Source organism: Pseudomonas rosaeacicularis, assembly GCF_057128745.1.
On the sequence record NZ_JBSKHT010000006.1, the window covers coordinates 221,186 to 234,145 of the forward strand.

General features: G+C 59.6%; 11 protein-coding genes. 4 read left to right on the plus strand and 7 right to left on the minus strand.

Annotated features, from left to right (window positions below; translation table 11 throughout):
- Positions 1–14: 14 nt before the first annotated feature.
- Complete coding sequence (locus ACWKWM_RS10095) at positions 15–221, plus strand: DUF6434 domain-containing protein (protein WP_483846008.1); 207 nt, start codon at positions 15–17, stop codon at positions 219–221.
- 130 nt (positions 222–351) lie between these two features.
- Here the strand turns inward: ACWKWM_RS10095 and ACWKWM_RS10100 are convergent, their stop codons facing one another.
- From ACWKWM_RS10100 to ACWKWM_RS10130, 7 genes are all read right to left on the minus strand, one after another.
- Positions 352–1,620, minus strand: coding sequence for an MFS transporter (locus ACWKWM_RS10100; protein WP_483846064.1), 1,269 nt, complete (start codon positions 1,618–1,620; stop codon positions 352–354).
- 236 nt (positions 1,621–1,856) lie between these two features.
- Positions 1,857–3,017, minus strand: a complete 1,161-nt coding sequence (locus tag ACWKWM_RS10105) for an L-talarate/galactarate dehydratase (protein ID WP_483846009.1) — start codon at positions 3,015–3,017, stop codon at positions 1,857–1,859.
- Between the two features lie 30 nt (positions 3,018–3,047).
- Positions 3,048–4,364, minus strand: a complete 1,317-nt coding sequence (locus ACWKWM_RS10110) for an MFS transporter (RefSeq protein ID WP_483846065.1) — start codon at positions 4,362–4,364, stop codon at positions 3,048–3,050.
- A 264-nt stretch (positions 4,365–4,628) separates the two neighbouring features.
- Positions 4,629–5,681 (minus strand): LacI family DNA-binding transcriptional regulator, encoded by a 1,053-nt coding sequence (locus ACWKWM_RS10115; protein ID WP_483846010.1) that lies wholly within the window; start codon positions 5,679–5,681, stop codon positions 4,629–4,631.
- 159 nt (positions 5,682–5,840) lie between these two features.
- Entirely contained in the window at positions 5,841–7,190 is a 1,350-nt protein-coding gene (locus ACWKWM_RS10120) for a GntT/GntP/DsdX family permease (RefSeq protein ID WP_483835438.1), read from the minus strand.
- Between the two features lie 78 nt (positions 7,191–7,268).
- Positions 7,269–8,639, minus strand: coding sequence for a hypothetical protein (locus ACWKWM_RS10125; RefSeq protein ID WP_483846011.1), 1,371 nt, complete (start codon positions 8,637–8,639; stop codon positions 7,269–7,271).
- 343 nt (positions 8,640–8,982) lie between these two features.
- A complete protein-coding gene (locus ACWKWM_RS10130) occupies positions 8,983–9,876 on the minus strand; it encodes a LysR family transcriptional regulator (protein WP_483846012.1) in 894 nt (297 codons plus the stop codon).
- Positions 9,877–10,037: 161 nt separating this feature from the next.
- On the opposite strand from ACWKWM_RS10130, the gene ACWKWM_RS10135 reads away from it, so the two are divergent.
- From ACWKWM_RS10135 to ACWKWM_RS10145, 3 genes are all read left to right on the plus strand, one after another.
- Complete coding sequence (locus ACWKWM_RS10135) at positions 10,038–11,234, plus strand: MFS transporter (protein WP_483846013.1); 1,197 nt, start codon at positions 10,038–10,040, stop codon at positions 11,232–11,234.
- Between the two features lie 142 nt (positions 11,235–11,376).
- Positions 11,377–11,925 (plus strand): RNA polymerase sigma factor, encoded by a 549-nt coding sequence (locus tag ACWKWM_RS10140; protein WP_483846014.1) that lies wholly within the window; start codon positions 11,377–11,379, stop codon positions 11,923–11,925.
- On the plus strand, positions 11,915–12,862 hold the full coding sequence (locus ACWKWM_RS10145; RefSeq protein ID WP_483846015.1) for a FecR family protein: 948 nt from the start codon (positions 11,915–11,917) through the stop codon (positions 12,860–12,862). The genes ACWKWM_RS10140 and ACWKWM_RS10145 overlap by 11 nt, the downstream gene beginning before the upstream one ends.
- Positions 12,863–12,960: the final 98 nt, after the last annotated feature.

Below are 12,960 nucleotides of genomic sequence, written 5' to 3' on the forward strand. Positions count from 1 at the left end.
CGAAAGAGGACAGCATGACGTTCGATTGGCACAGCAACCCCATCACCGCCGCCACCCCCGTCGATCCCCACTACAAAAACACCCAGAACGTGCGCCGTTTCATGCTTGAGCAATGCGGCGTCACGTTCCGGTTTGATCGGGAGTTCATGGCCTGGATCAAGGACGGATCGCCCAAGGTCATGGGCGATGTGGTCAATGAGTGGAAACGCCGAAATCCCTGATACCCGGCAGCGCCCTGCGCAACAACGACGAACCTGTAGGAGCGAACTTGTTCGCGAGACAATTTGCCTGACGCACCGCGCCAGCCTTCTCGCCAACAAGTTGGCTCCTACAGAAACATCGGTCCGTCAGTCAAACCGCTCGAGTCAGCTCAAGCTTGCGCAACGTGCCCATGCTCAGAAACGCCAATGCGCCCAGCAACGCATGCCCCGCCACCACATACAGCGCGCCCTCGAACGATCCGGTGGTCTGCACGATGTAACCGATGATGACCGGGGTGATGATCCCGGAGATGTTGCCGAACATATTGAACAAGCCGCCAGCCATGCCAGTGATCTGCTTGGGCGCGGTGTCCGACACCAGCGTCCAGTCCACCGCAACGATGCCTTTGCCGAAGATAGCCAACGACATCAACAACGTCACCACCCACACCGAATCGGTGAAATTGCACAGCACCAAGGTGGCGCCCATGCTCATGCCGCACACCAGCGGGATCTTGCGCGCGACTGTCAGCGAGAATCCCCGGCGTAGCAAAAAGTCGCAGACCGCCCCGCCGAACAAAGCCCCCAGCAGTCCGCAAATGCCCGGAATTGCAGCAATCGCACCGGCCTCCATGATGTTCAAACCCCGGCCCTTGACCAGGTAAATCGGGAACCACGTCAGGAAGAAGTACTGCAGCGAGGTGTCGCAGTATTTGCCCAGATAAATCGACCACATCATGGGGCTGCGCAGCAGTACTTTCAGGTCAGCAAAACGTGGCTTGAAAGCACCTGCCGCCTTGGGTTTGTCCATGTCCACTTCAGCGCCGCCGCTGCGGATATGCTCAAGCTCGGCGGCGTTGACCATCGGGTGATCCGTTGGGCCCTTGACCAGTTTGAACCAGATGAAACTGACCACAATCCCGAGGCCACCCATGAACCAATACACGTGCTCCCAGCCATAGGTGTGGGCGATGAAGCCCATCAACGGTGCCAGCATCACCACCGACAAATACATCGACGAGTTGTAGATGACCGTCGCCAGGCCGCGCTCCTGCAACGGGAACCACGCTGCAACGATGCGGTTGTTGGCCGGGTACACCGGCGCCTCGATCAGCCCCAGCAGAAAGCGCAGCACGAACAAAGTCGTCACCGCGATGGGCACCGACAGAAAGCCGATCATGCCTTGCGCTACCGTGATCGTTGACCACAGAAACAACGAAACCCCGTACACCCGCGCCGAGCCGAACTTGTCAAGCAACCACCCACCCGGCAACTGGCCCAAGACATAGGCCCAGGCAAACGCCGAGAAAATATAGCCCAGGGTGATCGAGTTGATCCCCAGCACCTGCGTGAGTGCGGTGCCGGTTATCGACAGCGTCGCCCGGTCGCCGACGTTGATGGCGGTGACGATAAACAGCATCGCCAGAATGTAGTAACGCACCTTGCTCCGCGCTGCGGTGGCAACGGCGGAGGGAGCGGAATCTGCAACGTTGGAGTGGTCCACATGAAAGTCCTCTTCTTGTATTTTTTATCGTTCGGGTCAAAAAACGGGCGCGAGGGTGCGCACGCTTTTTCATGTAAAAAAGCGGTCCGACAGGTTTCACACGGCGTTAAAAAACGACCGCACAGCACCTGCGTGCTGCACGGCCAAAACAATTACGGGCGAGTGCCGACTTCGGCCTCTTGCGCGGTCCAGGCTTTGACCTGCTCACTCATCGACAAGCCCAGGCCCGGACGCTTCGGTACCAACATGCGGCCGTCGCGGGTTTCCAGACGCTCGTTGAACAGCGGCTCCAGCCACTCGAAATGCTCCACCCACGGCTCGGTCGGGTACGCCGCCGCCAGGTGAACATGCAGTTCCATGGCGAAGTGCGGCGCGAGCATCACACCGGCCTGTTCGGCCATCGCCGCCACCTTCAAATACGGCGTGATGCCGCCCACTCGCGGGGCATCGGGCATCAGGAAATCGGCGCCGCGCAAGCGAATGAATTCGGCGTGCTCGGACACGCTGGTGAGCATTTCGCCGGTGGCAATCGGCGTATCGAATTGCTGCGCGAGGGCTGCGTGGCCTTCAGCGTCGTAGCAGTCCAGTGGCTCTTCGATCCAGATCAGGTTGAATTCTTCAAAGCGCCGACACATGCGCTGCGCGGTTGGGCGGTCCCATTGCTGGTTGGCATCGACCATCAGCGGGAAGTTGTCGCCCAGGTGTTTGCGCACAGTGCTGACGCGGTGGATATCAATGGCGCAGTCCGGTTGGCCGACCTTGAGCTTGATACCGCCGATGCCTTTTTCCCGGGACAGGTCGGTGTTCTTCATCAGCTGGTCCAGCGGCGTGTGCAGGAAACCGCCGGAGGTGTTGTAGCAACGCACCGAATCACGCTCGGCGCCCAGCAGGCGGGCCAACGACAGGTTGGCGCGCTTGGCCTTGAGGTCCCACAACGCCACGTCGAATGCGCCAATGGCCTGGGTGGACATACCGCTGCGGCCAACGGACGCTCCGGCCCAGCACAACTTGGTCCACAGTTTGGAAATGTCGCTGGGGTTCTCACCGATCAAGGCCGGTGCGATTTCCTTGGCGTGGGCGAATTGGCCAGGGCCACCTGCCCGTTTGGAATAACTGAAGCCGAGCCCGCGATGGCCATCGACCGTTTCGATTTCGGCGAACAGGATGGCGATTTCGGTCATCGGTTTTTGCCGGCCGGTCAGCACTTTGGCGTCGCTGATCGGGTTGGCCAGCGGCAGGAAAACAGACGACACCCGAACCCAGGCAATACGGTCGTCATCGGAGGATTTGAGGTTTTGTTGTTGTGCGAGCATGAGGTTCTCCTTGGAACACAGAAATTGTATTTACAGCGCGCGGCCAGGTACTTGGCCGTCAGAAGCGCCAGCGCGAACTGCCGGGACAGGCAACTCGTCGGCGTCGTCGATTTCCAGGCGTTTGAGTGGCCCGACGATAAACAGGTAAGCGAAGGCGCCGAGCAAGCCCATGGCAGCGACGTAGATCAAGGCTGAGTCAAACGAGCCGAGTTGATTGACCAGAACGCCGATGGCGATCGGGGTGACGATGCTGGCGATGTTCCCGCAGAAATTGAACATCGCGCCGCTGATGCCCATGGCACGTTTGGGCGAGACGTCACCGACGATGCACCAGCCCAGATTGCCCACGCCCTTGGCGAAGAACGCCAGCGACATCACGGCGATCACCAACGTGATCGACTGGGTGTAGTTGGCGACGACGATGGAGCTTGAGAGCAGCAGGCCGCAGATGATTGGGGTTTTGCGCGCTGCCGTCAGGCTGAAGCCTCTTTTGAGCATCCAGTCCGACCAGACGCCGCCGATCATGCCGCCCAGGCAGCCGGCAATCGGCGGGATCGCCGCCACCAGCCCCACTTTGAGCATGGTCATGCCCTTGGCTTCAATCAGGTAAGTCGGGAACCAGGTGAGGAAGAACCAAGTAATCGATGTCAGGCAGAATTGCCCCAGGTAAATGCCCAGCATCATGCGGTTGCCGCCAATGGCGCGAACACGTTTCCAACTGAAAGGGGTTTTCACGTCGCCCATGTTGGGCAGGCCACCGCCGGCCTCGATGTAGTCGATTTCTGCCTGGTTGGCGCGTTTGTCCTTGCGTGGCTCATGGACCATCTTGAACCACAACAGGCCAATCAATATCCCTGCCCCGCCAGTCCAGAAGAACACATGCTGCCAGCCGAAACTGTTGAGCAGCAGCACCATCAAGGGGGTGAACGCGGCCAGCGCAAAATATTGGGCCGACTGGAAAATCGCTGTCGCCAGGCCACGTTCATGGCGCGGGAACCACATCACCGTCAGGCGGTTGTTGGCCGGGAATGCCGGGGATTCAGCCACGCCCATCAGAAAACGCAGGACGAACAACGCGAGGAATGCGGAGCTGAACAGGTCAACGTAACCCTGGAGAAAGGTCAGCGCCGACCAGATGATCAGGCTCATGCCCAGCACCAGCCGCGAACCGTAACGGTCGAGCACGATGCCGCCGGGGATTTGCATGCTGGTGTAAGCCCAGCCGAATGCCGAGAACGCGATACCCATGGTAATGGCGTCGAAACCCAGATCGGCACGCATGCTGGGCGCCGCAATCGACAGCGTTGCCCGGTCGACGTAATTGAAAACGGTGACGATAAAAATCATCGCGAGGATGAGATAGCGGACGTTGGTCTTCGCTATCGATGGCGTGGTGTCGTTCACTTTTATTGTCCTTATTGTGTGTTTGTCGCGATGTTGTGCGTTGCGTTGCTGGTCCTGAACAGAGACTTGGCGCAAGTAAATGATTGCGCAATCATATCCACATCAAAAAAAAGTGCGCCGCTGGCTGAGCAGATCACCTGGGGCCGATCTTACACTGATTGCGCAATCATTCAACGGCGCGTTCGTCATATTTTCAACAACGGAGAGTTAAGTGCTTTCGCGATCGATCAGCGTGAAACCGGTGTCAATACGCACAGGGTCATGACTGCCCTGCGGGTAGTTGAAGCGGTCCAGGAGCGCTTGCGCCACTTGCTGGCCGATGTTCTTGCCGTCAACCCGAACGGTGGACAGCGCCGGATAGACCTGGGAGGCGCTGCTCAAATCACCAAAGCCCATGACCGCCAGATCCGCCGGGACTTGTAGCCCGCGACTCGCTGCTTCCGCCAACACGCCCTGAGCGATGGTGTCAGAACTGCAAACCACTACATCAGGGCGATGCTTTTGATCGAGCAAACGGCGCAGCCCTTCCCTGCCGACCTCAAGGGTGGCCGGTGGCGTCATCACTTCCATGGGGACTTTTTTGATGCCCTGCTGCTTCAATTCGGCGATCAGGCTGTTGCAACGACGCAGACCACGGGGGTCGCCGATGGTCACCACCGAGAAGCGCTTGTAGCCTTTGTCCAGCAAATGCCGGGCGGTTTCCTCGCCGACGCGCTCATGGGAAAACCCCACCAGCATGTCCAGCGGCTGCTCGCTGAGGTCCCAGGCTTCCACCACCGGAATACCCGATTGGGCAAGACGCAAGCGACTGGACTCGGTGTGCAGCGTGCCGGTCAGGACGATGCCGTCCGGGCGCCGACCCAGCACCGCTTCCAGCAGCTTTTCTTCCTGCTCGGCCGAATAGCCGGTCAGCCCGAGCAACGTCTGGTAGCCCGCTTCGGTCAAGCGATCCATCAACGCCTGCACCGTGTCGGCAAAGATCGAGTTGGCAATAGTCGGCAGAAAGATCGCGACCAGCCGGCTCTTGTTGCTCGCCAATCCGCCCGCCAGCATGTTCGACACATAACCGGTGGTGCGTACCGCTTCGCGCACCTTGTCACGGGTGTCTTCGCTGACCAGTTCGGGACGATGCAACGCCCTGGAAACGGTCATGGGCGACACGCCCGCCACTTTGGCGACGTCAATCAGGGTGAGGCTGGAGGCTTTTTTCGGCTGGGGTGAAGCCGCCGCGACGGAGGGCTTTGCAGGAGTTTTGGCCATGATGTTTCCGGGTTCAAAGCACGACAGGGAACTGCTTGTTCGCAGCTGGCAATGGGTTGGCAGAATCTACCAAAGCCCAGCCAGCTGCGCACGATACCCTGTCGGGCCTGGGTTTTCATGCACACCCTTGCCCTGCCAATCACTTGCCGACCTTGCGACTCAGCGGATAACCGCCTCAATCAACAACACTCCAATCAGCCCCAGCAACGATTGCAGGCTCAGCATCAGCGTCCAGGTGCGGAAGGTCTGCGCCACGGTGAGCTGGAAGTACTCCTTGAACAGCCAGAAGCCCGAGTCATTGACGTGGGACAACATCACCGCGCCGGACGCGGTGGCCAGCACCAACAGCTCAGGGGAAAGGCCCGGATGCGCCAGCGCCAGAGGTGCCACGATGCCGGTTGCGGCCACAGTCGCCACGGTGGCCGATCCCAGGCAAATGCGCAGCAACGCCGCGATGCCCCAGCTGAGAATCAACGGATTGATCGCCCAGCCAGACGCGTGATGAGTGATCAGCACGTCCACGTGGGTGGTGGTGAGCATTTCCTTGAAGCCACCGCCCGCCCCCAAAATCATCACGATCGCACCCAGTGGCGCCAAGCCCTGCCCAGCCATTTTTTGCACCTGACCCAGGTTAAAGCCCGAGCGCAGGCCGAGAGCGAAGAAGGCAAAAATCACAGCGGCCAGCAACGACAGGATCGGATTGTTCAGCGCATTGAAGAAGCCGTACATCGCCGTGCCTTTGACGGAGAACGCGATGCCCAGCGTGCCAATCAGCATCAGGCCGGGCGGCAGCAGTACAGCGATGATTGAAGCGGCCAGCGACGCTTGCGGCTGACCTTCAACCACTTCCCGCGCACCGACCGGGCCTGCGGTCAGATCCGGCGCCGGACCAAACCAGGGGCTAATCACTTTGGTGAACACCGGACCGCAAATAACTGCCACCGGAATGGCAATCAGCAAACCGTAGAAAATCGTCAGCCCGGTATTGGCATGAAACGCAGCGACCGCCAGTGTTGGCGCAGGGTGTGGCGGCAGCAAACCGTGGGACACATACAAACCCGCCGCCAACGGTAAACCGATGTAGAGCAAGTGACTGTTGGTGCGTTTGGCGACCGTGTACACCAGCGGCGCCAGCATGATGAAGCTGACGTCGAACAGGTGCGGCATGCCAATCAGCAAGGCGGCCGCGCAGATCGCCCAAGGCGCGTACTGAACCGGGCGCTTGCCGATGAAGGCGTTGGCGATGCGGTCTGCCCCGCCCGAGCCCAGCAGAATCCCGCCGAGCAACGTGCCCAGACCGATCACCGGACCGGTCTTGGCCAGCGCGCCGCCGAATCCCTTGGCGAAGCTGTCGACGGTATCCGCCGAGCTGACGCCGCTGAGCACGCCCAGACCCAAGGCGGTGAGCGTGAGCGCAAGAAAGGGGTTGAGCTTGAGTTTGGTGATCAGGACGATGAGCACAACGATGGCGCCCGCCGCCATCGAGAAGGTAAACAGTTCGCTATTCATTGTTGTATTGAGCCTGTTTTACGCCAATAAGTTGAGGCACTGCGCCTTCAGGGGCGCCCGCTGAGCGGGCGCCTTGTTTCAGGCGCTCTTACGACCCGCAAGCCATGCCCGATGCAGGTCCGCGCTGTAGCCGCTCAGATCGGAAATCCGCAGCAACGCACCGGCTTTGATGTCCCGTGCAGCAGTGGCATGGGCTGCCAGATACAACGGCGCGACATCTTCGTCGGCGTCCTTGGCGGCCAGCAGAACAGCCTGTACGCCGGTGACGTCGTGGTGATGCCCACCCATTTTCAACACCGTGCCAGCAGCGATATCCACCGTTGCACGGCCCGACAGCACGGTGCATTGGGTTGGTTTGTCAGTGCCAGAAGCGCGCTTGTGCAGGACCGCATTAAGCAGCGTGATCGGCGTTTCCACACCCATAAAGTGATACGGCAGGTACATGCACGCATAGCGACCATTGCGGCTGACCACATGACCTTTTTGCGCCAGCAGTTGCCAGGTTTCCTGGTCGTGGGTGCGCACGATGACGAACACGCCACCGGCAAAACTGGCTTCATCCGGCAGACGCAGGACGTTGAAGACCTCGATCACGCCGGTCTGGCTGAGGACGCCGCCGTCTTCGCGCAGGGCATAGATATCGGCCAATTCGCTGGTGCGGGCGATTGGGTAATGCAGCAGTTCGACGTCGGGGATCAAGCCGGTGTTGGTCGCCACCACCGACATTTCGCAGTAGTCCGCGGTGGCCGAAGTCTTCAGGCCATTGAGGGCTGCACGGCGGGCCGCCAGGGTCGCGGGGATGTCGTCGCCCAGGGACAACAACTCGCCCATGGCCGGTGCAGAAATGGTTTGATCAAGCTGGGTGATGGCGCCGGTTTTCGGATCGAACACCAGATCGTATTCGCTCGATTTACCGGCCGCCACGATGTCCAGGCCCAAGACCCGCGCCCAGCTGACCCAACCGATCAGGTTGGCTGGCTGGTCGCCGTCGGCGGTGGTGTAGACCACGCCATGTTTGGCGGCGAGACGAGACAGGCTGATGCCGGACACCGCATCGACTTCCTTGCTGACCATGGCGACATGGCGGCCGGCTTCGATATCACGTTTGGCGGTGCGATAGCCTATGGCCGGGTTACCGGTGGCTTCGACGAGGATGTCATAGGTGGCAGCGGCCAACAGTTCGACATCGGCTACCAGCACGATGGCGTCAGCAGGCGCTGCGGCAACCGCGGCGGCGTCGGTGCATTCGACCAAGCGCTCTGCGGCGAAACCCAGCTCCAGGCACAGCGCGCGCAGGCCCGGCACATCCAGGTCACACAACGCTGCTGCGCTGATGCGCGGCATTCTCAGGGTTTGCGCAAGCAACGTGCGGGAAAACCCACCCTTGGCGCCGGTCAATGCGTATCGAACGGGCTGAGACTGGTCTGCAAACAGTAATTCGAAATTCATGGATCGTCCTCGGTGAAAACGTAAGACGGTAACGACCACCGGATGACAAGCAATGTTATTGGATTTGTTGTTACCGAGTGATACCACCTTAGAGCGATTTTCACAGAAAGGTCAATTTATTTAACAAGGATTAACACGACAACCTAAGCCGAACCTCGCGCCAGGACCTGAACAGGGAGATTCAGCGGCGAGTTATCATTTTTTAACATTGAATGCACATTGTTAGCGGTCGGCAGAGCTGCCTTGGGTTCACCTGAAAAATGGGCAGTGAAGTGGGTCGCTCCTCGTGATCTTTTGACCTACGCCGGGTGTAGGTCCACAGCAAACGTCAAACTCGATAGGCTCAGCCGCGATACCTTACCGCCTCCACGAATGCGGTGAAGGCCGATGACGCCTGTCGCCGGTTCGGGTAATAGAGATGAAAGCCCTGAAAGAAGGGGCACCACTGCGGCATCGCTTCAACCAGCCGCCCATCAGCGAGATAAGGTTTGGCGATGAAATCAGGAACATAGGCCAGTCCGATGCCATCGAGCGCTCCATTGACTACATGAATCATGCTGTTGGCCGTGAGTTGACCCGTCACTCGAATATTGAGCTTGCGATTGCCTTTCTCGAACTCCCACGCATAGCACCCGCCATCCATCGAGTGACGAATATTGATGCAGTTATGCTGCGTTAGATCCTGGGGGGTAACAGGCGCTCGATGACGCGCGAAGTAAGCAGGCGACCCCACTACGACCAGACGCCAATCCGGGCTGACTCGGACCGCAATCATGTCCTTGCTGATTGATTCGCCCAAGCGTATGCCCGCATCAAATCGGTCGGCCACTATGTTTGTGAAGCCATAGTCGATGCTGATTTCCACCGTGACATCAGGGTACTGCGCAAGAAATCCAGTGAGCATCGGCCTGAGGATGCTTTCGGCTGCATCGTCCGAGCAGGTCACGCGAATCCTCCCGGCTGGCTTATCACGCAACTCACCGAGCGTCTCCACTGCAGCGGTGATCTGGTCGAACAGCGGCCCTATCGAGCCCATCAGCTTTTCGCCCGCCTGGGTTGGCGCAACATTCCTGGTCGTTCGCGCGAGCAATCGCACGCCCAGGCGAGCTTCCAGGCCCCTGATCGTATGACTCAGGGCCGAAGGCGTAACACCGAGCTTTGCAGCAGCCTTGGTAAAACTTTGGTCACGGGCTACCGCCAGGAAGGCTTGGAGATCGTTAACTTTTTGGGTGTTCATTGCTGAGATTTTCTCATTACCGCATGGAAATTATGGTGGCTAATCAGGGTAATGTTTGCGCTGTAAGCTGTCACTCAACTTCGAAATCCATCTGTTAGCGCCATTTGCCGAGGGTAATAACGTTGCCCAGGCAGGTGCAGAGCCACTAGGTACGCAGTGATATGAGCACATTTGACGCTACGCTTGGGCGAGCAACAGCCACCGGGCATCCCCCTGCATGGGGAGCCGTATTTTCAATGGCGCTATGCGTCGTTGTTCTGATCGCATCGGAGTTCATGCCGGTCAGCCTGCTGACACCTATCGCTCAGGATCTGGGTATCAGCCAGGGCCAGGCAGGCCAGGCCATCTCGATTTCGGGATTTTTCGCAGTACTGACCAGCCTTCTGAACACACCGCTGACGGGAGGGTTGGATCGCAAGAAAGTCCTGCTCGGCTTCAGCTTGCTATTGACGGTGTCAGGTCTGGTAGTCACCTTCGCGCACAACGGGCCGATGTTTATGACGGGTCGGGCGTTTTTGGGTATATCCATCGGCGGGTTCTGGTCGATGTCGACTGCCACGGTCATGAAGCTCGTCCCTAAAGATTCTGTCGCGAAGGGATTGGCACTCATCAACGGTGGGAACGCATTAGCCGCGACCATTGCGGCCCCGTTGGGTAGCTTTCTGGGCCAGTACATTGGATGGAGGGGATCGTTCTTCCTGGTAGTGCCGTTAGCGGTCCTGGCATTTGCCTGGCAGTGGGCAAGCATCCCGGCGATGCGCAGTGAACCCGGCACGCGCTCCAGCAACCCCTTCCGGCTCCTTGGTCATCCTCAGGTAGCACTTGGAATGCTGGCAATCATGCTGTTGTTCATGGGGCAATTTGCTGTCTTCACCTATCTGCGCCCGTTCCTTGAAACAGTCACGCATGTAAGCGTCAACACATTGTCTCTGATGTTGCTGCTGCTCGGCGTTTTCGGAGTCGTCGGCACTTACTTCATCGGGTCGCTGCTGCAACAACGCCTGTATGCCTACCTGATCGGTATTCCGTTATCGATGGCCGTCGTCGCCGCGATCCTTATCGCGATGGGCAGTTCGAGCCTGGCCACCGGTTTTCTGCTCGCCGCTTGGGGCCTGGTCGCAACTCCAGCACCGGTTGCCTGGGGTCTGTGGCTGAGCAAAACCCTACCCGATGATGCTGAGGCGGGCGGCGGGCTGATGGTGGCGACCATCCAGATGGCAATAACCATGGGCGCCGGCCTTGGCGGACTGATGTTTGATGCCATGGGCTGGTGGAGTCCGTTTGCCTTTGGCGTGGCGGTTCTCATTGGCTCCGCTGCGTTCGCGTGGGCCGCCCTTCGCAACAACGCTCAGCACTAGAAAAACAACGCAGCTAGGCGGGAGCATTGCACCGACCTGAGCTTCCCTCACAACGCAATTGAAAACGTTTATCGTTCAGGCCTAAACTGCGGGCAATCCCGAATCGATGTTCGACCGGGCACAACGCCCGAGTCCCTTTGCCATGACCGAACCCACCGCACATCTGCACCTGTTTCTCGGCGTGCGCCGCGAGCTGGTCAGTTATGCGGCGAAAATCACCGGCGACCACACCCAGGCCGAGGACGTGGTGCAGGAAGCCTGGATTCGTTTCATCCCCAATCAGGCGTCGAGCGCTCCGGCCATCGATCAGCCTGTCGCCTATCTGTACCGCATCGTGCGCAACCTGGCGCTGGACCTCAAACGCAACCGCCTGCGCGAACAGACCCACGAGGCCGCGCCGCCGGTGTGGTTATTGCCCACCCATGGCAGCGACCCGGCAGACATGTGCCAGCACAGCATGACCCTCGACCGCGTTTCCAATGCCCTGCAAGCCCTGCCCGAAGCCAGCCGTCGTGCGTTGGAATTGCACCGTTTCGGTGGTTGCACGCTGGCCGAAATCGCCCGCCAGCTGGACGTGTCATTGACCACCGCACACCGCCTGCTGCGCGATGCGCTTGTCAAGCTGGCGCGAGAAGTCGATGAGCCGGACGACAGCGATGACAACAAGCGGAATCCTTCCCGTGAACCCTGAAGACGACCCGCTGGAGCAAGCCGCCGACTGGCAGTTGCGTCTTCAGGAAGACCCTCACGCGCGTGCTGAATTCGAGCGGTGGTTGCACGCCAGCGCCCAGCATCGCGCGGCGTGGCAGACCATGGAAAAACTATGGGGCGCGCTGGGTGAAATCACCCCACCCCGAGTTGCTCACCCTGCCCCGCCGCCGTTGCCGATTGCGACATCAAGACCCATGCGCCGTCGGCGATGGCTCAGTATGGCGATGGCGGCAGGGCTCGCCGCGGTTGCGGTGATCATCGCGCCGCAAGCGACACTGGCGTTGCGTTCCGATTACCACACCGGGGTCGGCGAAACCCGCGCCGTGCAACTGGCCGACGGCTCCACGATCACTATGAGCCCGCAAAGCGCGCTGCGTCTGGTGAGCGGCGATGCGCGTCAGGTGGAGTTGATGCAAGGTCAGGCCTACTTTCAGGTGGCGCCCGATCAGCAGCATCCGTTTATCGCGAAAGCTGGCGAGTTATCGGTGAGGGTATTGGGCACCGCGTTTGACCTGGAACTGCACGCCGACTCCGCCGAAGTGGCGCTTGAGCACGGCCAAGTGCAAGCCGAGAATGCCCAGCCGCCGCTGAGCGAGCGCTTGATGCCGGGGCAACGCCTGAAGTTCAGTTGGCGATCGGGTGCCGTCGAGCGCTCGCAGCTCGACCCCTCGCAAGTGGCGTCCTGGCGCAGCGGTTCGTTATTCGTCGAAAACCAGAGCGTGGCCGACATCGTTGCGCACCTGCAGCGCTACACACCGGGCTGGATCATCATCACTGATCCGGCCTTGAAACAGCGACGCATCACCGGCGTCTTCGACCTGCAAAACCCTGATCGCGCGCTCACGGCGCTGGCGCAATCGCTGGCCGTACAGAGCCGGCAAATGACCCCTTGGGTGCATGCATTAGGTAATTTCTGAATTATTTTCGCCTTTGGGTGGAAAAAATCCCCGAGCACTACGTCTTTCATAGTCGGTTTGAGAATTTCTCTCAAACGCAATTCAGTCGTATGAAGGAT